The sequence below is a fragment of the Ruegeria sp. BB5 genome (assembly GCF_056539405.1).
Genome location: NZ_JBQFUX010000001.1, coordinates 1,473,819 through 1,491,499, shown reverse-complemented (window position 1 = coordinate 1,491,499; position 17,681 = coordinate 1,473,819). Strand labels below are relative to the sequence as shown.

Annotated in this window: 25 protein-coding genes; 13 read left to right on the top strand and 12 right to left on the bottom strand. The window is 57.9% G+C overall.

Annotated features, from left to right (window positions below; all coding sequences use genetic code 11):
* The first annotated feature begins 76 nt into the window (after positions 1–76).
* Complete coding sequence (locus ACR0DL_RS07460; protein WP_480688325.1) at positions 77–1,441, top strand: MATE family efflux transporter; 1,365 nt, start codon at positions 77–79, stop codon at positions 1,439–1,441.
* Positions 1,442–1,449: 8 nt separating this feature from the next.
* Here the strand turns inward: ACR0DL_RS07460 and ACR0DL_RS07455 are convergent, their stop codons facing one another.
* Positions 1,450–1,851, bottom strand: a complete 402-nt coding sequence (locus ACR0DL_RS07455) for a hypothetical protein (RefSeq protein WP_480688323.1) — start codon at positions 1,849–1,851, stop codon at positions 1,450–1,452.
* 14 nt (positions 1,852–1,865) lie between these two features.
* Positions 1,866–3,068, bottom strand: coding sequence for a pyridoxal phosphate-dependent aminotransferase (locus ACR0DL_RS07450; RefSeq protein WP_480688321.1), 1,203 nt, complete (start codon positions 3,066–3,068; stop codon positions 1,866–1,868).
* A 90-nt stretch (positions 3,069–3,158) separates the two neighbouring features.
* Here ACR0DL_RS07450 and ACR0DL_RS07445 point away from each other — a divergent pair, with 90 nt between their 5' ends.
* The 3 genes from ACR0DL_RS07445 to ACR0DL_RS07435 all read left to right on the top strand — a co-directional run bounded on the left by ACR0DL_RS07445 (position 3,159) and on the right by ACR0DL_RS07435 (position 4,380).
* Entirely contained in the window at positions 3,159–3,551 is a 393-nt protein-coding gene (locus ACR0DL_RS07445; protein ID WP_170359165.1) for a helix-turn-helix domain-containing protein, read from the top strand.
* The gene (locus ACR0DL_RS07440) at positions 3,548–3,805 is read left to right on the top strand and encodes a succinate dehydrogenase assembly factor 2 (RefSeq protein ID WP_226688273.1); all 258 of its coding nucleotides are present in this window, start codon (positions 3,548–3,550) and stop codon (positions 3,803–3,805) included. The genes ACR0DL_RS07445 and ACR0DL_RS07440 overlap by 4 nt, the downstream gene beginning before the upstream one ends.
* Positions 3,806–3,882: 77 nt before the next feature.
* Entirely contained in the window at positions 3,883–4,380 is a 498-nt protein-coding gene (locus tag ACR0DL_RS07435; RefSeq protein ID WP_413247476.1) for a MarR family winged helix-turn-helix transcriptional regulator, read from the top strand.
* Here ACR0DL_RS07435 and ACR0DL_RS07430 read toward each other — a convergent pair whose 3' ends face one another.
* The 3 genes from ACR0DL_RS07430 to ACR0DL_RS07420 are packed head-to-tail and all read right to left on the bottom strand — an operon-like array spanning position 4,381 to position 6,217.
* The gene (locus tag ACR0DL_RS07430) at positions 4,381–5,091 is read right to left on the bottom strand and encodes a DUF1194 domain-containing protein (protein WP_480688319.1); all 711 of its coding nucleotides are present in this window, start codon (positions 5,089–5,091) and stop codon (positions 4,381–4,383) included. It lies immediately after the preceding gene.
* Positions 5,088–5,792, bottom strand: a complete 705-nt coding sequence (locus tag ACR0DL_RS07425) for a DUF1194 domain-containing protein (RefSeq protein WP_480688317.1) — start codon at positions 5,790–5,792, stop codon at positions 5,088–5,090. The genes ACR0DL_RS07430 and ACR0DL_RS07425 overlap by 4 nt, the downstream gene beginning before the upstream one ends.
* Entirely contained in the window at positions 5,789–6,217 is a 429-nt protein-coding gene (locus ACR0DL_RS07420) for a VOC family protein (protein WP_170349169.1), read from the bottom strand. The genes ACR0DL_RS07425 and ACR0DL_RS07420 overlap by 4 nt, the downstream gene beginning before the upstream one ends.
* A 175-nt stretch (positions 6,218–6,392) precedes the next feature.
* Here ACR0DL_RS07420 and thyX point away from each other — a divergent pair, with 175 nt between their 5' ends.
* Complete coding sequence (thyX, locus tag ACR0DL_RS07415) at positions 6,393–7,304, top strand: FAD-dependent thymidylate synthase (RefSeq protein ID WP_170375946.1); 912 nt, start codon at positions 6,393–6,395, stop codon at positions 7,302–7,304.
* A 156-nt stretch (positions 7,305–7,460) separates the two neighbouring features.
* Here the strand turns inward: thyX and ACR0DL_RS07410 are convergent, their stop codons facing one another.
* Positions 7,461–7,667 carry a cold-shock protein gene (locus ACR0DL_RS07410; protein WP_010439113.1) on the bottom strand — a complete coding sequence of 69 codons (207 nt, stop codon included), beginning with the start codon at positions 7,665–7,667 and terminating at the stop codon, positions 7,461–7,463.
* A gap of 51 nt (positions 7,668–7,718) precedes the next feature.
* On the opposite strand from ACR0DL_RS07410, the gene ACR0DL_RS07405 reads away from it, so the two are divergent.
* Genes ACR0DL_RS07405 through ACR0DL_RS07395 form a run of 3 tightly spaced genes read left to right on the top strand, consistent with a single transcriptional unit; the run spans position 7,719 to position 8,610 of the window.
* Positions 7,719–7,859 (top strand): hypothetical protein, encoded by a 141-nt coding sequence (locus ACR0DL_RS07405; RefSeq protein ID WP_170410402.1) that lies wholly within the window; start codon positions 7,719–7,721, stop codon positions 7,857–7,859.
* A gap of 23 nt (positions 7,860–7,882) precedes the next feature.
* Positions 7,883–8,200, top strand: a complete 318-nt coding sequence (locus tag ACR0DL_RS07400) for an ArsC/Spx/MgsR family protein (protein WP_170410399.1) — start codon at positions 7,883–7,885, stop codon at positions 8,198–8,200.
* A gap of 41 nt (positions 8,201–8,241) precedes the next feature.
* Entirely contained in the window at positions 8,242–8,610 is a 369-nt protein-coding gene (locus tag ACR0DL_RS07395) for a hypothetical protein (protein WP_170349165.1), read from the top strand.
* Between the two features lies 1 nt (position 8,611).
* Here the strand turns inward: ACR0DL_RS07395 and ACR0DL_RS07390 are convergent, their stop codons facing one another.
* The 5 genes from ACR0DL_RS07390 to thrS form a co-directional block, all read right to left on the bottom strand.
* On the bottom strand, positions 8,612–9,139 hold the full coding sequence (locus ACR0DL_RS07390; RefSeq protein ID WP_170349164.1) for a DoxX family protein: 528 nt from the start codon (positions 9,137–9,139) through the stop codon (positions 8,612–8,614).
* On the bottom strand, positions 9,136–9,897 hold the full coding sequence (locus tag ACR0DL_RS07385) for an HvfC/BufC N-terminal domain-containing protein (protein WP_170349163.1): 762 nt from the start codon (positions 9,895–9,897) through the stop codon (positions 9,136–9,138). The genes ACR0DL_RS07390 and ACR0DL_RS07385 overlap by 4 nt, the downstream gene beginning before the upstream one ends.
* Positions 9,894–10,751, bottom strand: a complete 858-nt coding sequence (gene bufB, locus ACR0DL_RS07380; RefSeq protein ID WP_170349162.1) for an MNIO family bufferin maturase — start codon at positions 10,749–10,751, stop codon at positions 9,894–9,896. The genes ACR0DL_RS07385 and bufB overlap by 4 nt, the downstream gene beginning before the upstream one ends.
* A 70-nt stretch (positions 10,752–10,821) precedes the next feature.
* Positions 10,822–11,124, bottom strand: a complete 303-nt coding sequence (locus ACR0DL_RS07375; protein ID WP_170349161.1) for a BufA1 family periplasmic bufferin-type metallophore — start codon at positions 11,122–11,124, stop codon at positions 10,822–10,824.
* A gap of 222 nt (positions 11,125–11,346) precedes the next feature.
* On the bottom strand, positions 11,347–13,305 hold the full coding sequence (gene thrS / locus ACR0DL_RS07370; RefSeq protein WP_170349160.1) for a threonine--tRNA ligase: 1,959 nt from the start codon (positions 13,303–13,305) through the stop codon (positions 11,347–11,349).
* Positions 13,306–13,498: 193 nt separating this feature from the next.
* Between thrS and ACR0DL_RS07365 the strand changes: the two genes are divergently transcribed.
* The 5 genes from ACR0DL_RS07365 to ACR0DL_RS07345 all read left to right on the top strand — a co-directional run bounded on the left by ACR0DL_RS07365 (position 13,499) and on the right by ACR0DL_RS07345 (position 17,102).
* The gene (locus ACR0DL_RS07365) at positions 13,499–14,248 is read left to right on the top strand and encodes an alpha/beta hydrolase (protein ID WP_170349159.1); all 750 of its coding nucleotides are present in this window, start codon (positions 13,499–13,501) and stop codon (positions 14,246–14,248) included.
* Entirely contained in the window at positions 14,248–15,240 is a 993-nt protein-coding gene (locus ACR0DL_RS07360; RefSeq protein ID WP_480688315.1) for an alpha/beta hydrolase, read from the top strand. The genes ACR0DL_RS07365 and ACR0DL_RS07360 overlap by 1 nt, the downstream gene beginning before the upstream one ends.
* The gene (locus ACR0DL_RS07355; protein ID WP_480688313.1) at positions 15,240–15,668 is read left to right on the top strand and encodes a VOC family protein; all 429 of its coding nucleotides are present in this window, start codon (positions 15,240–15,242) and stop codon (positions 15,666–15,668) included. The genes ACR0DL_RS07360 and ACR0DL_RS07355 overlap by 1 nt, the downstream gene beginning before the upstream one ends.
* Before the next feature lie 17 nt (positions 15,669–15,685).
* Positions 15,686–16,300, top strand: a complete 615-nt coding sequence (locus ACR0DL_RS07350; RefSeq protein WP_480688484.1) for a hypothetical protein — start codon at positions 15,686–15,688, stop codon at positions 16,298–16,300.
* A gap of 85 nt (positions 16,301–16,385) precedes the next feature.
* Positions 16,386–17,102 (top strand): alpha/beta fold hydrolase, encoded by a 717-nt coding sequence (locus ACR0DL_RS07345; RefSeq protein ID WP_480688311.1) that lies wholly within the window; start codon positions 16,386–16,388, stop codon positions 17,100–17,102.
* Here ACR0DL_RS07345 and ACR0DL_RS07340 read toward each other — a convergent pair.
* On the bottom strand, positions 17,093–17,653 hold the full coding sequence (locus ACR0DL_RS07340; protein WP_480688309.1) for a DUF6151 family protein: 561 nt from the start codon (positions 17,651–17,653) through the stop codon (positions 17,093–17,095). The genes ACR0DL_RS07345 and ACR0DL_RS07340 overlap by 10 nt on opposite strands.
* Positions 17,654–17,681: the final 28 nt, after the last annotated feature.

Sequence of the window (17,681 nt, the reverse complement as noted above, 5' to 3'; positions counted from 1 at the left end):
GGCAGAACTAGTCTCACCTTGAAATTTCACTGATCACCTCTTGTCCCGGCCTCTGGCCGGGCATAAGGCTGGTGAAATGAATAAGGTAATGACATATCGCGATCACTTCCGGGCCATTGCAGTTCTGGGCCTGCCGCTGGTCGGCGGGCATCTGGCGCAGTTTGCCATTGGTTTGACCGACACGATCATGCTGGGCTGGTACGGGGTGGAAGCATTGGCCGCAGTGACGCTGGCCAGTAGCTTTTATTTCGTGCTGTTCCTGTTTGGCGGCGGTTTCGGACTGGCGGTGATGCCCATGGTGGCGACTGCGGCCGCCGAAGAGGATGAGACCAGCATTCGCCGCTCGACCCGTATGGGGGTGTGGCTGTCCTTGTTATACGCGGTGCTGGTTATACCTTTGCTGTGGTGGTCCCACCCGATTTTGATTGCTGCAGGGCAAGATCCGCAGGTGGCTGAAACCGCATCGCAATATCTGCGTGTTGCGGGATGGGGGCTGTTCCCAGCGCTGGTGGTCATGGTGCTGAAATCTTATCTGGCTGCTTTGGAGCGCACGCAGATCGTTTTGTGGATCACTGTGACGGCCGCTGTCGTCAACGCACTGACCAACTATGCGCTGATCTTCGGCAATTGGGGTGCGCCCGAACTGGGCGTTATGGGGGCAGCAATTGCCTCGGTGGTGACGCAGATGGTGTCGCTGGTTGCGGTCGTGGTCTACGCCGTGCGGGTATTGCCCGAACATAACCTGTTCCAGCGGTTCTGGCGCCCGGATTGGGAGATGCTGTACAGCGTGCTGCGTCTTGGCATTCCCATTGGATTTACATTGCTTGCCGAGGTGTCGCTGTTTGCCATGTCCGCCTTCATGATGGGTTGGATCGGGCCGGTGCCGCTGGCGGCGCATGGGATTGCGCTGAATCTGGCCTCGGCCACGTTCATGGTGCATCTGGGGCTGTCTAACGCGGCCACGATCCGTGCGGGGAACGCCCTTGGGCGCAAGGATCGACCGCATCTGGAAAAAGGTGCAAAGGCGGTGACCGTGATGTCTCTGCTGGTGTCTGTTCTGACCATTATCTTGTTTGTGACCTGCGCCGAGCCGCTGATTTCTGTATTTGTCGAACCCGACGATCCGCAGCGCCCGCAAATCCTGGCCATCGGAACGGGCCTGCTGGCCATGGCCGCTTTGTTCCAGTTGGTCGACGGGGCACAGGTGATTGCACTGGGCCTGTTGCGCGGATTGCAAGATGCCAAGGTGCCGATGGTTATGGCCGGGCTCAGCTATTGGGTGGTTGGGATACCGGCGTCCTATTACTTTGGATTTGTGCAGGGGATGGACGGGATCGGCATCTGGATGGGTCTTGTACTTGGGCTTGCCTGCGCGGCCGTCTTGCTGATGGCCCGTTTCTGGATGCGCTCGGTTCAGACCGTAGGGGTGCCTGCGGAATAGCCGCGGCTTCAGCCTTTGCTTAGGCGATCTGCCTTTTTGCGCACCAGAACGCTACGCAGGTCGTGCATCGCCAGCAACAACCGGTCGGTGACATCCTCAAGCTGTTCGTCCGACGCCTTGGATTGTGCCCATTGCGTGGTCAGATTCAGATAGTCGACCGCGCGGTGTATGTCGTCGATATCCCGTTGCGCCAGCAGGGCTTTGCGCGCGTCCATCCATCGTGCGATTTCCACCTGATCCGCCGCTGTCAGGGTGCGCTGGCCCTGTGGCTTGACCTCGCCATTGCGGATGTTGATGACCGCGATCTGATCCATCTCGATCCGCCGTTGACGGTTTTCGGTATCGATCCGAAAAACCGCCGCGCCATTCTCGCGGACACGAAAGTAGTATTCAGGCAGTTCTGCGGTCATCAGGGGCCTCCGGATCAAGTCAGGGACGCGCAAAAGCGCTGGATACGGGTGCAGGCCTCGGTCAGGGCTTCGTCCGAGGTCGCATAGCTGACCCGGAAATTCGGTGACAGGCCAAAGGCCGCGCCAAATACAACGGCCACGTCGGCCTCTTCCAGCAGGGCGGTGGCAAAGGCCTCATCCGAGTCAATTCTGGTGCCGGCCGGAGTGGACTTGCCGATCAGTCCTGCGATCGACGGGTAGACATAAAACGCGCCCTCGGGCGTGGGGCAGGTGATACCGTCGATCTGGTTCAGCATGTCAACCACCAGATTGCGGCGACGTTTGAACGTCTCGTTGTTCGGGGCCAGGAACGCTTGCGTTCCGTTCAGCGCCTCGACCGCCGCCCATTGGCTGACCGAGCATGGGTTCGAGGTCGACTGTGATTGAATCTTGCGCATGGCGGCGATGATCTCGACCGGTCCCGCCGCATAGCCAATGCGCCAGCCGGTCATAGCATAGGCTTTCGATACGCCGTTGCAGGTCAAGGTACGGTCATAGAGGCCCGGTTCGATCTCGGCCGGAGTGCAGAATTCGAACCCGTCATAGGCCAGATGCTCGTACATGTCGTCGGACATGATCCACACATGCGGGTGGCGCATCAGTACATCTGTCAGGGCCTTCAATTCCGAACGGCTATAGCCCGCCCCCGTAGGGTTTGACGGCGAGTTGAAGATGAACCACTTGGTCTTGGGCGTGATCGCCGCCTCAAGCTGTTCGGCGGTCAGTTTGTAGCTGTTTTCCAGCGTCGTCTCGACCACGACTGGCGTACCTCCGGCCAGCAGAACCATGTCCGGGTAGCTGACCCAATATGGCGCGGGGATAACAACCTCGTCCCCGTCGTTCATTGTCGCCATCAACGCGTTATACAACGTCTGCTTGCCGCCAGTCCCGACCGAGATCTGTGCGGGCGTGTAATCCAGCCCATGATCACGCTTCATCTTGGCGCAGGCGGCTTGTTTCAATTCGGGAATTCCGTCAGGGGCGGTATACTTTGTCTTGCCCGCTGCAATGGCTGCAACAGCCGCGTCCTTGATGTTCTGTGGCGTGTCGAAATCGGGTTCACCCGCGCTCAGGCCGATCACATCACGCCCCGCCGCCTTCAACTCGGCTGCTTTGGCGGTCATCGCGATGGTTGGTGATGGTTTTACGCGTGACAGTGTCGCAGACAGGAAAGTCATGATGGCCTCAGTTTGTATGTTCAACCTGTCTGTCATAGGGTGCGCCCGAATGACGATCAAGCAGTATGAGGCCGAGACATGGAGACCCTGATGACCGACGAAAATGACTGGTATAGCCCAGAGGCAGCGACATTTGGGGACCGGCTGGCAGGCGCGCGCGAGGCCGCTGGTATGACCCAAACCCAACTGGCGCGTCGGCTGGGTGTCAAAAAAGCGACTATTGTGGCCTGGGAAAACGATCTGTCCGAACCGCGTGCCAACCGTTTGTCGATGATGGCGGGTATGATCAACGTTTCGATCATGTGGTTGCTGACCGGCGAAGGCGAAGGTATGGACGCCCCCGTCGAAGACGGCGAGGCCAATATCGAGCTGGCGGATGCGGTGGCCGAGCTACGCGCAATCCGGGGCGAGATGCGCGCCAGCGCCGAACGGGCCGCGCGGCTTGAGAAGAAGCTGCGCTTGATGTCGGAGCAGGGAAAGTGACCGAAACACGGGAAGTCAGGATCAAACGCATGAAAATGCGGTCCATGCGACGCGGGATCAAAGAGATGGATTTGATCCTTTCGGCCTATGCCGAACGTAATCTCGACGCGATGGATACAGCGGGTCTGGATCAGTTCGACGCGCTGCTACACGAAAATGATCAGGATCTGTATCAGTGGGTCACCGGGCAGGCCCAGCCGCCCGAGGGGTTTGTCCATCTGGTTTCGGATATCGCGCAGACCTTTCAAAAATAAAGAAAATCCAGCTTAACCGATTCTTGGGGATTTCGATTCATGCTGCCTGAAACAGCGCGACTGAATCGGAGGATCGAATGAGTATGGAAATGCAGGTCTCCGCGCCGGAAACCAAGGGTTTCATGACCAGCTATCTTGAAGCGCTCGCTTTGGTCGAGCGGCTGCACCGTCTGCTACTGGACGTTATAAAGGATGAGTTCGAGCGGGTGGGCGTGTTGGAAATCAACGCCGTTCAGGCCCTGCTTCTGTTCAATATCGGCGATCATGAGGTGACGGCGGGTGAGTTGAAAAGCCGTGGCTATTATCAGGGCAGCAACGTCAGCTACAACCTCAAGAAGTTGGTCGAAATGGGCTATATGCACCACCAAAGGTGTGAGATCGACAGACGCTCGGTCCGGGTTCGGTTAACACCACGAGGACGCGAGATTCGGGATATCGTGACCGAGCTGTTCTCGCGCCATGCCGAGGGGCTGCAAACCCGTGGTGTGCTTGGACTGGAGGGGATAGACGACATCACAACCTCTTTGCGCCGGGTGGAACGGTATTGGACGGACCAGATCCGATATATCTACTGATCAGGGGCGCGCATCGGACAGGATCAGCCCTTCAAGCTCTCGGATCAGTTTTCGGGTCATGGCGTCCTCATAAGCGTCAAACCCCAGGGCAACCTCGACAAAGGCATCTGGCCCCAGGATGACCCAGGCGGTGTAATAGGCAGACAGCTCTCCAACCTGCACATAGCGTTTGTCGCCGTGGCTGGGATCATCCGCGCCGATGACCAGGCCGTTGATGGTGATGCCCGAAGCTTCAAGCGCGCTTTTGGCGTCGCGCGGGTGAGTGCCCAGATTGTGTTTGCCGTCGCCGGACAGATCGAGTGTTCGTTTCCAGCAACTTGTTTGGTTGGACAGCAGGTCAGCCCCAAACAGCATCGCTGAGCCAACAGCCGTACCTTGCGGGGCGGCACTGCGCTTGGTCCGGTTCAGTAATAGGGCGATCCGGTCAAGATCGCTGCCCGAACGTATGGCGATCCAGTCTTGCAACAGACGTTGATGGCCCGGCTCGCTCCACTCAAAAATCGCCAGCCGCACAGGGGCAGCAGGGTTTGACAGCAATAGCTGCACCACTTCAGGACGCTGCAAAGCGGCTGCCACACCGTCAAGTTGCAGCCGGTATTCGTGACTGTCCACCGAACCAGAAACATCCAGCCCCAGCGCCAGCGCTTGTCGGCACTCTGCCGTGGCCGAACCAGCGATCAAACTAATGACAAATGCCAATAGCCGCGTCATCTGGGCGCGAAGTCCTGCAGCACGCCGATTTGCAAGCTTGTCAGTTCACGTTCCAGCTTCCGCCGCATGGCGCGTTCGAAATCCTCGAACCCCTGTGCGACTTCTAGAAATGCGCCAGGCCCGTACAGAACATTGTTTTTGAAGTAGGAAATCAGATGAACTTCGCCCTCGAAATCGGCAGCATTGATAACCAGCCCGTTGACCACAATGCCCTCGAACGGAAAGTGGCGATAAGCGGATGCAGGTTGGAAGCCGTCATTATTTGCGCCGTCCCCAGACAGGTCGATGGTCTGAAACAAACATGGTGGTGCTTGCTGCATCAGGGTCGCTCCAAAAGCCAAAGCTTGCCCCATGGCAGTGGCCGAGTCACCGTCAGATCGGACTGAACGCTGTATGGTCTCTGCCGCTGTAAGCAAATCAGCATGCGTGTTGATCATCGTCCAGTTCAGGATCATGCGCTGGGTCGAGCGGCTGCCCCACTCATACACAGCCAATGCCACGGGCAAAGGAGAGGAAAAGAACGCCTCGGTCACCTCAGGGGCGATCAGGGCAGCGGCCAGGCCCTGCCGCTGCAGGGTATCCTCGGTTGCATCCACCGAGCTTGAGATATCCATAGCCAACGCCAGGGCCAGGCGACAGGTTTCGGCCCGAAGCGGGCTGGCCAGTCCGGCCAGTCCCAGTGCTGTCAGCCAGCGGATCACCAGTGTCCGGTGCTTTCCATGCTGACCCAGGGTTCGGCGGCTTCCAGCGCGTCACCGTTCTGTAGCAACTCGACCGAGATATTGTCGGGCGACCGTACAAACGCCATACGGCCGTCGCGGGGCGGGCGGTTGATCACCACACCATTGTCCTGCAAGTGCTGGCAGACCTCGTAAATATTGTCGACGCCATAGGCCAAATGCCCGAAATGCCGACTGTCGCTGGGCAGCGCATCGTCACCATCCCAATTGTGGGTCAGCTCAATTGGGCGATCCTCTTGCCCCGGGGGCGCCATGAAGATCAGCGAAAACCGCCCCGCCTCGCTGTCATAGCGGCGGGTTTCCTTCAGGCCCAGCAACTCAAAAAACGCCATCGACTTTTCCAGATCCTTCACGCGGATCATGGTGTGAAGATATCTCAGCCCCATTGTGGCTTCCTTTCCGTTCAGGTGATGGGCTGCAGCTTAGCGCGCGGAAAATGCGTGTCGAGGGGCAGGGCGGACACAATTTTGAAAATGCGCCGCTGGGTGTACATGTCGCGGTTCCGGTCGGGGAATTGCCGATATATAGTGGTGGGCGACTCATTGCTGGAAAGGAACTTTTATGCCGCTGTCCTCTGACCAACTGGCCGAGATCGAAGCGCAACGGGCGCAATCGCATCCAACACGCCGCGTTGTGGCTGCGGGTATGGAAGATCACCTTTATACCGCTCATCAGGTGCTGGACCACGGCTTTGTGCGCGTGATCGACTATATGGGTGACGACGCGGCGATCTGTCAGGCGGCGCGGGTGTCTTATGGCAAAGGCACAAAATCGGTGCAGAACGATGAGGGTCTGATCCGCTATCTGATGCGTCACTGGCATTCGACCCCGTTCGAGATGTGCGAGATCAAGCTGCACGTCAAGCTACCTGTCTTTGTCGCCCGGCAGTGGATTCGTCACCGCACGGCAAATGTGAACGAGTATTCCGCGCGCTATTCGATTCTGGACCGCGAGTTCTATATCCCCGCACCCGATCACGTTGCCGCGCAGTCCGAGGTAAACAACCAAGGCCGGGGTGATGCGCTGCAAGGGGAAGAGGCCGCGCGAGTTCTGGATATCCTCAAGGCCGATAGCGCCCGATGCTATGACAACTATGAATCGATGATCAACCAAGACGGCCAACAGGGTCTGGCGCGTGAACTGGCGCGGATGAACCTGCCCGCGAATATCTATACGCAGTGGTATTGGAAGGTTGATCTGCACAACCTGTTCCACTTCTTGCGCCTGCGTGCCGACCCGCATGCGCAGTACGAGATCCGGGTCTATGCGGATACCATGTGCAAGATCGTCGCCGACTGGGTGCCCTTCGCCTACAAAGCGTTCGAGGATTATCGGCTGGGTGCGGTGAACCTTTCGGCTCAGATGGTCGACAGCCTGCGCCGGATGCTGGCCGGGGAAAATGTCACGCAGGAAAACTCGGGCATGACCGCTCGGGAATGGCGCGAGTTCGAAGCGGTCATTCGCAAAAGCTGATCTCGCGTATTGCGCATTATTGTGACGGAAAAAGCTAATACTCTCGCGCCTAAGCCGACCCGGCGCGAGGGTAAGGTTTCTAACCTTTGAATATTGGTCAACGGCCGGAAATTGGCCGTTGGCCTGTTTTGATCACCCGCAGCATGCGGGACTGTTTTACAGTGGCTTTAAATCAGATGCCATTTGTCGGCCGTCGCGTCCGTCTTCCAACTCATACGAGACTTTCTGATTGTCAGCGAGCCCGGTCAGACCGGACCGTTCAACGGCCGAGATATGAACAAATACGTCCTTGCCGCCCTCATCAGGGGCAATAAACCCGTAGCCTTTCGTGGTATTAAACCATTTCACGGTGCCAGTTGGCATTTCCCGTGTCTCCTTCTACTTACGCGTTGTCCCACATAATTGGTGGGGGCAGTGATTGACGTCGCCGCAATTGATTACCGTATCGCCGTAACGATACAGCGCGAATTGCGAGTTTCGTCTTTTTCAACATTGCATGGTGAAGTAAAAAATCAAGAATTTCTGAAACGTGCAGGCAAATTTGCTGAAAATTGAACCAGATACAGGAGACACCCGAAATGCGCCTTTATGGTCTGAAAAACTGTGACACGTGCCGCAAGGCTTTGAAATCACTTCCAGATACTGAGTTTGTCGACGTTCGGACCGATGGCGTACCCAAAGCGATGCTGACGCAGGCGCTGGATCGCTTCGGCGAGGCTTTGCTCAATACCCGTTCGACAACCTGGCGTGGATTAGACGATGCACAACGCGCGCGGCCTCCGCTGGAACTGCTGACAGATCACCCGACCCTGATGAAGCGCCCCCTGATCGAGCAAGACGGAACCCTGTATCTGGGATGGACGGCGGAAACGAAGGCAGGGCTTGGCGTTGCGTGACCTGATGACTATCTGAATTGACGCAAGTTAGAGGATTTTGAATGCGTAACGCTGCTATGATTTTGGGTGTCATCGCCGGTTTGATCGGGATGATCGTGGGCTTTTTCGGCTATGGCTATGTCGAACTGATTGATCGGTTTGGTGAGATCGACGGGCTGGCCGAGCAGGTGGACAACGCGCAACTCATACAGTTCGCGTCGATCATTGCGCCGCTATTGGCGATTGCTGGCGGTGCAATGGCCCATGCACGGGCCCTGATCGGAGGGGTCTTGTTGCTGATCTCAGCGGCCGGGATGTATTACGCCTTTGGTTTTAACGTGTTCACTATGTTCCCGGTGGCATTTGCGGGTGTTGCGGGCCTCCTTGGACTGGCCGCGGGTAAACCGGACGAGCCCAAGGCGCATTTCTAGATCACTTGATGTGCAGGATGCGATCAACGGACAGCGGCCCTGCGCCGTTGATCACGATCACTGCCAGCAGGAAGGACCAGAGTGTCCGATCATCCAGCAGGCTTACGGCGTTGGTGAAGTAGCTGCCCAATTCCGTGCCGTGGCCCGTGACATCTACGATCGTCTGAACCCAGACAAATGCCAGCATACCCAATGCTGCGAACCGCGACAGAAGGCCGATCACGATCAGCGTAGGTAGAAGAAACTCAGCCCAGGTCCCCGCAACAGCAATGGCCCAATGCATGATCCCCAATTGCGAGCTGTCATAGCTGACGGCTTCCATGGCTTTGGGGAAAATCTGCACATAGGCACCGTCGGACGGGAACAGGAACCCAAAGAATCCGCTACCCAGTTTGGTGGTCGCCGAATTCCAATAATACACCAGCAATGTTGCCGCAAAGACCAGCCTGGCCAAGGTCGGTGTCAACCAGCCAGAGGTCATCTCTAACCGTCCCAGGGTGTTGTTGTGCAATGAGATCAGGGCAGTCATGTTGCCAGCCTTTCGATAGTCACAGAGGTTATTGCGCCGCCTTGTAAAAGCAGCGCCAGAGTGGCCCCAAGGTCAAATTCGGGGAAATGGTTTACAGTATCTTCAAACGCGCCACCAATGGTTTGCCCGGCCTGAAGGCCCGCAATCCAGTGCGCGCCGCCTTCGGGCAGCAGATGTGGAACCGGGTCATACTCGGCCCGGGTGATCAGAACGTCTTGGGCGGTGGGATCGGGTTTGGGGGCGTCGACTTCGGTGTTGAAACGCCAGATCGAATAAATCGGCCAGTCCGAGTGCAGAACCCGCATCGACGGGGCAAATCCCAGCTGTGCCCGCATGATGTCTTCGGGCGGAACAGCCAGTGCGTCCGCCGGGGCTGGTTCGCTGTCAGCGGCGTGGTAGGAACGGCGCAAGGCAAGCTCCAATTGCGCCACGTCAGGCAGGTATCCAATATGCGAGAGCTGCTCCATTCCGGCAAGAAATTCGGGGAATTCTTCACCGTAAAACATCATCAACGGCGATGAGGGGGGATGTTTGCGCAGGAAAATACCCGACAGCCCATCCATGTTCTGAGCCCCCAGCAATTTGGTGATGACCGGAAATGCCTGATGCATCGCTTCGGTCAGCGACACCGCCACGTTGTTGCGATACACACTGAACCGCCGCCCGGCAGGTTGTGCGACCGCGTCCAGCAGTCCTTTGGGGATGGCGGCTGACGGGTTCATCAGCGCGGCGTGAAAACTCTCTTGCGAAACGCTCATGCCGGGACGCGGTCCAAGGCCGCCTGCGCACGGTCTGCTTCGGCCCGCAGCACGGGCCATTCTGGAACGTCCGTGTCCCATTCGACCAACACGGGTTTGGGACCAGATCGCTCTAGAACGTAGTCCAGCAGCGCCCAAACCGGATCAACGACTTCGCGCCCATGGCTGTCAATCAGCAGGGGGCGACCATGGTCGTCCTCATCCTCATCATGCCCGCCTAGATGGATTTCCCCCACCTTCTCAAGAGGGTAGGCATCGATATAGCCCTGCGGAGAGAATTCCAGATTGGTGGCTGAGACAAAGACGTTGTTCACATCCAGCAGCAGGCCGCACCCAGTGCGACGTGCAACTTCGCGCAGAAAATCGGGCTCGGACCAGGTGCTTTCTTCGAAGGCCAGATAGCTGGACGGATTCTCCAACAACATTTGGCGACCGACGGTTTCCTGTACCTGATCGATATGCTCGCAAATGCGTGCAAGCGAGGCATTAGTATAGGGCAGGGGTAGTAGGTCGTTCAGGAAATGGCTGTCATGGGTCGACCATGCCAGATGTTCCGAGAAACTGGCCGGTTTCAGCCAGCCAACCAGGTGTTTCAATCGTGCCAGATGGTCGGCATCCAGCGGGCCTTCGCTGCCGATGGACAGGCCAACCCCATGGACCGAGATCGGAAACTTTTCCGAGAGATGGCGCAATTGCGCCAGCGGACGACCACCGTCACCCATGTAGTTCTCGGCGTGAATTTCCAGCCAGGCAACTGGCTGTGCGTGTTCAAGGATCTGTGCGAAATGCTGCGGCTTGTACCCGACGCCGGGTGCCAGAGGCAGGCGGTTCGAACGGAGTGTGTCATCCAACATTTGGCAGCTCCTTGTTCTAGAAGTAAGGGGCGGGCGAAGTCGCCCGCCCCCTGACTAGCTTAGGCCGGACTTATGCCGGCAGATCGCGGTCCTGAGCTTCCAGCGAGCCTTTGCGCGGTGTGCCGTCAGCCTCGGCCGGCAGTTCGATATCGGCGCAGGTACCTGCATCGACCAGAGTCCAGGCGTTGCCCTGATAGTCTACGGTCGAGGTGCCCGCGCAGGTTGTGCCGGGGCCCGCGGCGCAGTCGTTCTGACCGGCCAGCGAAATGCCATAGCATTTCTCTTTGGCTTGTGCGGTGGCAGTTGTGGCTGCGCCCGAAACGGCGGCTGCGACTGCGGTTGCGATAACCAGTGATTTTGCGGTGTTCGACATCTCGGTAATCCCTTTTGATGACTGCGTATGTCTGCTTGTGACAATGACAAAGGTAGTGGCTTGCGGCCCAGAGTTGAATTCACGAGCCCGTGTCTCACAAGCCCGTCAGGGCGCACAATGCCCCCTTGTAAGTTAATATACTGTTTTTGAATAAGAAAAGAGGAAATATTTCAATTCGGCCCCAAAAGCGGGGCCGAATTCATGGCAATTCCATGCCGAATGTTACAACAGATCCGGCGGTGTCGCGGCCTGTGAAAGCTCATTTGTTACAGCTTCAAGCGATTGAACCTGCGTTTGTTTTTCGCCCAGCCGGCGAACGCTGACGGTGCGTTCGTCAACTTCGCGATGACCGACGGCCAGAATGACCGGAACCTTGCCGACCGAATGTTCGCGAACCTTGTAGTTGATCTTTTCGTTGCGGATGTCTGCCTCGGCGCGGACACCGGCGGCCTTGAGCGTCTCAACCACTTCGGCCACATAATCATCGGCTTCTGACGTGATCGAGGCGACGACGACCTGACGCGGGGCCAGCCAGAACGGCAGCTTGCCTGCGTGTTCTTCGATAAGAATGCCGATGAAGCGTTCGAACGAACCCAGCGTAGCCCTGTGCAGCATGAACGGGCGGTGCTTGGCGCCGTCGGCACCGATAAAGCTGGCATCCAGCCGCTCGGGCAGGTTGGGGTCCACCTGCAGGGTCCCGCATTGCCATGTCCTGCCAATCGCGTCGGTCAGAGTGAACTCCAGCTTGGGTCCATAAAACGCGCCTTCGCCTTCTAGCAGCTCATACTCATATCCGGCGGCCTTGCAGGCATCGCCCAGCGCCTTTTCGACCAGATCCCAGCTTTCATCCGACCCGATCCGTTTTTCCGGACGAGTAGACAGTTTGATCGTCCAGTCATGGAAGCCCAGATCGGCATAGACCTTAGACAGAAAGGCAATGAACTTGGCGGTCTCGGATTCGATCTGATCCTCGGCACAGAAGATGTGACCATCATCCTGTGTGAATCCACGCACGCGCATGATTCCGTGCAGCGCGCCCGAAGGCTCATAACGGGCACAAGACCCGAATTCAGCCATCCGCAAGGGCAGATCACGATAGGATTTCAGGCCCTGATTGAACACCTGCACGTGACAGGGGCAGTTCATCGGTTTCAGCGCGTTGATTGCCTTTTCGCGGGCATGTTCCTCGTCGACTTCGACGATGAACATGTTTTCCTGATACTTGTCCCAGTGGCCCGAGGCCTCCCACAGTTTGCGGTCGACAACCTGAGGCGTGTTCACCTCGACATATCCATCGCGCTCCTGCATCCGGCGCATATAGTCCTGCAGGGTGGTGTAGATTTTCCAGCCGTTCGGATGCCAGAAGATTTGGCCGGGGGCCTCTTCCTGCATGTGGAACAAGTTCATCTCGCGGCCCAGCTTGCGGTGGTCGCGCTTGGCGGCCTCTTCCAGCATGTGTAGGTGAGCTTTCAGCTTTTCCTTGCCGGTAAAGGCCACGCCATAGATACGCTGCAGCATCGCGCGGTCGCTGTCACCGCGCCAATAGGCTCCGGCGATGGACATCAGCTTGAACGCATCGCCTGGAACCTGACCGGTATGCTGCAGATGCGGGCCGCGGCACAGGTCCTGCCAGTCGCCATGCCAATACATGCGCAGCGGCTCGTCGCCCGGAATGGCGTCGATCAGTTCGACCTTATAGGGCTCGTCATTGGCGGTGTAGAAATCGATCGCACGCTGACGGTCCCAGACTTCGGTGGTCACGGGGTCGCGCTTGTTGATGATTTCCTTCATCTTTTTTTCGATCAGGCCAAGGTCTTCGGGCGTGAAAGGTTCCGCCCGATCAAAGTCATAATACCAGCCATTTTCGATGACGGGGCCGATGGTGACCTTAGTATCGGGCCAGATTTCCTGCACTGCGCGAGCCATGATGTGCGCCAGGTCGTGGCGGATCAGTTCATTAGCCTGAACCTCATCCTTCATGGTGTGAATGGCGATATCGGAATCGGATTCGATGGGCCATTGCAGGTCCCAGTGCTGGCCATTCACCGTGGCCGAGATGGCCTTTTTCGCCAGCGAAGTCGAGATATCGGCAGCCACCTGCGCGGGTGTTACGCCTGCGTCATAAGAACGTGCATTGCCATCGGGAAAGGTGAGTGAGACGGATTTTGCATCCAGGGCCATATCGGCTCTCCTCGTCGGTTTGGCGCCCACTGAACGCCCGGTTGCGGGTTATGGTGTCCGGCTCATGTGGCAGGTGCAGCAAAACCTGTCAAGTGTCGAAGGAAGCAGGACTGACGCTGCGAAACTGCAAAAATCGGGAATTGCGACCACTGGTCTGCCGTGCATGATGTGATGCAAATGGAAAGAGGGTTTCATGGCAGCTACGGAATTTCTGATCACCGCAAAAGACCGGCGGTTGGCCTATCACAAAAGTGAGGGCCATGGCCCGACCGTCGTTTTTCTGGGCGGGCTCAAATCGGACATGGAAGGCACCAAAGCGGTGCACCTGGAAGACTGGGCACAGGCGCGCGGGCAGGCGTTTTTGCGGTTCGACTATTCCGGTCATGGTGAAAGTTCCGAGAAATTCACCGATGGCTGTATCGGCGATTGGCACGAAGATACGATTGAGGCTGTGGCAGCCTTGACCGAAGGGCCGTTAATCGTTGTCGGATCATCCATGGGCGGGTGGCAGGCGCTGTTGCTTGCCAGAACTATACCCGAACGGATCGCTGGTATGGTGACCATTGCCGCCGCGCCTGATTTCACTGAGGACGGCTATTGGGCGTCGTTCAGCGCCGAACAAAAGGCTGCGCTGGATAGTGTTGGGCATGTGGAACTGCCCTCGGATTATATGGAACCCTACATCATCACCAAGCGGATGATCGAAGACGGGCGGCAACGGTTGGTGCTGCGCGACGCGCTAGACCTGCCTTTCCCGGTACGCTTTCTGCAGGGCACGGCGGATACGGCGGTGTCCACCGAAACGGCTGTGCGGTTGCTGGAACACGCCAGTGGGCCAGATATGCGTTTATTGCTGGTCAAAGACGCAGATCACCGGTTCTCGGACGGTCCCTGTCTGGGGTTGATCGAAAATGCGGTGCTTGAGGTGATGGAGGCCAGCTGATGCAGCGCTTTGGGTGGTTTCTTGGGCGTCTGCTGCTGGCACTGATTGTTGTCGGTGGCCTGATCTATTGGTTCGGGCCGCGTGAACAGGTCGACCTGCATCCCCGCTTTGATCCGCGCAAATTCGGCGAAGGGGTTCAGGTCTACTTTGAAAGCACAGAATCCGCCTATGACGACATCGTGCCCGGAGTGGAAAAGCGCGTGGTCTGGCAGGACGGGTTCAAAGAACAACGCACGCCTGTTTCGGTTCTCTATGTGCATGGCTTTTCGGCCTCGTCCGAGGAAATCCGTCCGGTGCCGGATAAGGTGGCCGACGCGCTGGGGGCCAATCTGGTCTATACGCGCCTGAAGGGACATGGTCGCGATGGCCCGGCAATGGCCGGAGGGACGGCTACGGGCTGGATACAGGATATGGCCGAGGGGTTGGCCGCGGCGCGGGCCGTTGGCGACAAGGTTGTTGTCATCTCAACCTCGACCGGCGGAACGCTGGCCGCAGCAGCAGCGTTGGATGAAGAACTGAGCCAAGACGTGGCGGCTTTGGTCTTTGTGTCTCCGAATTTCGGGGTGAACACACCGGGCGCGTGGATTCCCGGCTTGCCCTGGGCGCGGAAGTGGCTGCCCTTGGTGATGGGGGAGGAACGGGATGTCTCTGGCCCGGACCCGGAGGTAAACACCTATTGGACCTCGGTTTACCCGTGGGAGGCTGTGGTGCCGATGACCCTGTTGGTCGAGGCTGTCTATGCGTTGGACTTCTCGAGCGCGCAGATTCCGGCGCTGTTTTGGTTTTCGGATGACGATCAAGTCGTGCGGCCCGAACTGACGCATAAAGTGGCCGAAAGATGGGGTGGACCGAAGACGGTCAATCTGGTGACAATGGGGCCAGGGGATGATCCAGCGTCGCATGTGATCGCGGGTCGGCTGATGTCCCCGGGGCAGACGGACGCGACTGTTGCAGGTATTCTGGACTGGCTGAGTGAGCAGGGGATCGAATAGTGGACCAGCGAGTAAGCTTGATCACAGTTGGGGTGGATGACCCCGAGCTTGCCGCCGGGTTCTATGAGGACATGGGTTGGAAACGGGTCAGCAGCCCCGACGGGGTAATTGCCTTTGACCTTATCGGCCAGACTTTAGGTTTGTACCCGTTGTCTGCATTGGCTGAAGAGATCGGAGTTGACGTTGACACTCTGGGCCATGGTGCGATGACGCTCAGCTACAATTGCCGGTCAAAGGGCGAGGTTGCGCAGGTGTTGGACAAGGCCGGGGGAGCCGGAGCCGAGATATTGAAACCGGCATCTGATGTTTTCTGGGGCGGGCATCACGGGTATTTCCGCGCCCCCGATGGGACGATCTGGGAAGTGGCCTTCAATCCCTTCTCTGCGCTTGCACCGGACGGTGCCTTTTGCTGGAACGGGTATGGGTAATGCGCAAGCCGGGCAGCATGTGGAGCCTTGAAACGCTTGGGCGTGTACGTCTGTCCCGGCATTTCTTCATGCGGGAATTCCTGTATTCTGAGATTGGAAATTTCCATGAAAAGCAAAACCTCCCAGACAATCCTGACCTTGCCATCGAAACGGGGCGCGCCTTTTGCCAGACCCTGCTGGACCCGCTTGAGGAAACCTTTGGACGTATCGCGGTCCGGTCCGGTTATCGGTCACCCTCGTTGAATCAATTCGGGAATGAGAACCGATTGAACTGCGCCCGCAACGACAACCCGTTGGAATGCCATATCTGGGATCGGGGCGAAGGGGATGCCCGGATCGCCGGGGCGTCAATCGTCATCCCTTGGTTCGCCGATCAATACGACGCGGGACGTGATTGGCGTGATTTGGCGTGGTGGATGCACGATCATCTGGACTATTCCGAAATCTGGTTCTTTCCCAAGCTCTGCGCCTTTAATCTGGTGTGGAGGCCACACCCCCATCGCCGGATCGACAGCTATATTGCACCGCGCGGGTGTTTGCTGCGCCCCGGGGCTGAGCCGGGCGAAGACCTGAAAACCCGTCGCAACCGATATGCAGATTTCCCGCCTTTCCGGGACATCAAATATCCCTGAAGTTTAACTTGCCCGAACCTGCAAAACCCCTCATCCTGAGTGCAATGAGCATTGCTTATAAAGTTGAAGTGCTGCGAGGCCCCGCGTGATTGAGCCGCTGGTTTTACTGCCTGAAATGATGTGCGACGCACGGTTGTTTGAACCCCAGATCAACAGCTTGTCGCGGCAGCGCGCGGTTACGGTTGCACCGATTTCACTGGGCGAACGTATCGAAGAGATTGCGTCGTCCCTTCTGGACCAACTGCCGCGACGATTTGCGCTGGCTGGGTCGGGTATGGGGGGCGTGGTTGCGCTGGAGCTGGTTCGGCGCGCGCCGGATCGGGTGTCGCGTCTTTGCCTGATGGCGACGGATGCGCAGGCCGATACACCTCAGACCGCGGCGGCGCGCGAAGAGTTGTTGGTCGCCACGAAAATGGGTCGGCTGGAAGAGGTGATGCGTCGGATAATCAGCTCGAACACGTTGGCACCGGGACCGCGGCGCATACCCATTCTGAACGATTTGGTCGCAATGGCGCTGGATCTGGGGCCCGAGGTGTTCGAATGTCAGATTCGCGCTCTGCAACGGCGTCCCGATCAGCAAAGTGAGCTGAGGCGCATCAAGGTGCCAACACTGGTTCTGTCCGGCGCGCATGACACCCTTACACCGCTACGCAAACATACCTTTATGTCCGAACTGATACCGGGTGCCGATTTGAAAGTTATTGACGAGGCCGGGCACCTGCCGACGCTCGAAGCGCCAGATTTCGTGAATGACGCGCTGACACAATGGCTAAGCGCACCCGCTCGCGCAGCTTACGTGTAGAATTTCGCGCGCTCAGTCTTGCTGAGTATCGTCGGTGCGACCACAGGTTTGCCGTCGCCTAGGTCAAAAAACGGCGTGTTTCTCCATCTTCCGGACAGCCACGATTTGCTGAGGCGCGTCAGCATCCCAACCGCTGCATAGCGCAGTTTTTCATGCGATTGCTTACCGTTCGGCTGCGGAACAAAGCCACGGGTTGTGATCGGACCAAGCCCGCTAGGGTCAGCAATGCGTTTGACATCGAACCCGGCAAAAGGAAACTTCGCGGTCCGCGCGGTAGTCGCCAGCGGCGCATTGCAGCAACTGGAATACCACCGCAACATCCCTTTGGGGCTTAGCTGCATCAGCGCAAGTTTTTCCGAGCCCCCTTCGAAGCAGATCTCCTCTGGGCTCATCTGTAGGATGTTGACAGGGCCGGGGGCTGGATCGGGTTGACCGAAGTACAGCTGTGCTGCGCGGCAGTCGCGGCAAAAGCAACCGACATGGGTGCCCGAATGCACTCCTTCAGCGGTGATATGCCCGTGCAAAGTACCGCATTCGCAGGAGAAGGACATTGGGTGGGCCGCTCTCCTGCGCATTTTT

What these genes read in the sequence shown, in the direction of transcription:
- ACR0DL_RS07460 (WP_480688325.1), top strand. Translation starts at nt 77, where the DNA reads ATGAATAAGGTAATGACATATCGCGATCACTTCCGGGCCATTGCAGTT.
- ACR0DL_RS07455 (WP_480688323.1), bottom strand. Translation starts at nt 1,851, where the DNA reads ATGACCGCAGAACTGCCTGAATACTACTTTCGTGTCCGCGAGAATGGC.
- ACR0DL_RS07450 (WP_480688321.1), bottom strand. Translation starts at nt 3,068, where the DNA reads ATGACTTTCCTGTCTGCGACACTGTCACGCGTAAAACCATCACCAACC.
- ACR0DL_RS07445 (WP_170359165.1), top strand. Translation starts at nt 3,159, where the DNA reads ATGACCGACGAAAATGACTGGTATAGCCCAGAGGCAGCGACATTTGGG.
- ACR0DL_RS07435 (WP_413247476.1), top strand. Translation starts at nt 3,883, where the DNA reads ATGAGTATGGAAATGCAGGTCTCCGCGCCGGAAACCAAGGGTTTCATG.
- ACR0DL_RS07430 (WP_480688319.1), bottom strand. Translation starts at nt 5,091, where the DNA reads ATGACGCGGCTATTGGCATTTGTCATTAGTTTGATCGCTGGTTCGGCC.
- ACR0DL_RS07420 (WP_170349169.1), bottom strand. Translation starts at nt 6,217, where the DNA reads ATGGGGCTGAGATATCTTCACACCATGATCCGCGTGAAGGATCTGGAA.
- thyX (WP_170375946.1), top strand. Translation starts at nt 6,393, where the DNA reads ATGCCGCTGTCCTCTGACCAACTGGCCGAGATCGAAGCGCAACGGGCG.
- ACR0DL_RS07410 (WP_010439113.1), bottom strand. Translation starts at nt 7,667, where the DNA reads ATGCCAACTGGCACCGTGAAATGGTTTAATACCACGAAAGGCTACGGG.
- ACR0DL_RS07400 (WP_170410399.1), top strand. Translation starts at nt 7,883, where the DNA reads ATGCGCCTTTATGGTCTGAAAAACTGTGACACGTGCCGCAAGGCTTTG.
- ACR0DL_RS07395 (WP_170349165.1), top strand. Translation starts at nt 8,242, where the DNA reads ATGCGTAACGCTGCTATGATTTTGGGTGTCATCGCCGGTTTGATCGGG.
- ACR0DL_RS07390 (WP_170349164.1), bottom strand. Translation starts at nt 9,139, where the DNA reads ATGACTGCCCTGATCTCATTGCACAACAACACCCTGGGACGGTTAGAG.
- ACR0DL_RS07385 (WP_170349163.1), bottom strand. Translation starts at nt 9,897, where the DNA reads ATGAGCGTTTCGCAAGAGAGTTTTCACGCCGCGCTGATGAACCCGTCA.
- bufB (WP_170349162.1), bottom strand. Translation starts at nt 10,751, where the DNA reads ATGTTGGATGACACACTCCGTTCGAACCGCCTGCCTCTGGCACCCGGC.
- ACR0DL_RS07375 (WP_170349161.1), bottom strand. Translation starts at nt 11,124, where the DNA reads ATGTCGAACACCGCAAAATCACTGGTTATCGCAACCGCAGTCGCAGCC.
- thrS (WP_170349160.1), bottom strand. Translation starts at nt 13,305, where the DNA reads ATGGCCCTGGATGCAAAATCCGTCTCACTCACCTTTCCCGATGGCAAT.
- ACR0DL_RS07365 (WP_170349159.1), top strand. Translation starts at nt 13,499, where the DNA reads ATGGCAGCTACGGAATTTCTGATCACCGCAAAAGACCGGCGGTTGGCC.
- ACR0DL_RS07360 (WP_480688315.1), top strand. Translation starts at nt 14,248, where the DNA reads ATGCAGCGCTTTGGGTGGTTTCTTGGGCGTCTGCTGCTGGCACTGATT.
- ACR0DL_RS07350 (WP_480688484.1), top strand. Translation starts at nt 15,686, where the DNA reads ATGTGGAGCCTTGAAACGCTTGGGCGTGTACGTCTGTCCCGGCATTTC.
- ACR0DL_RS07340 (WP_480688309.1), bottom strand. Translation starts at nt 17,653, where the DNA reads ATGTCCTTCTCCTGCGAATGCGGTACTTTGCACGGGCATATCACCGCT.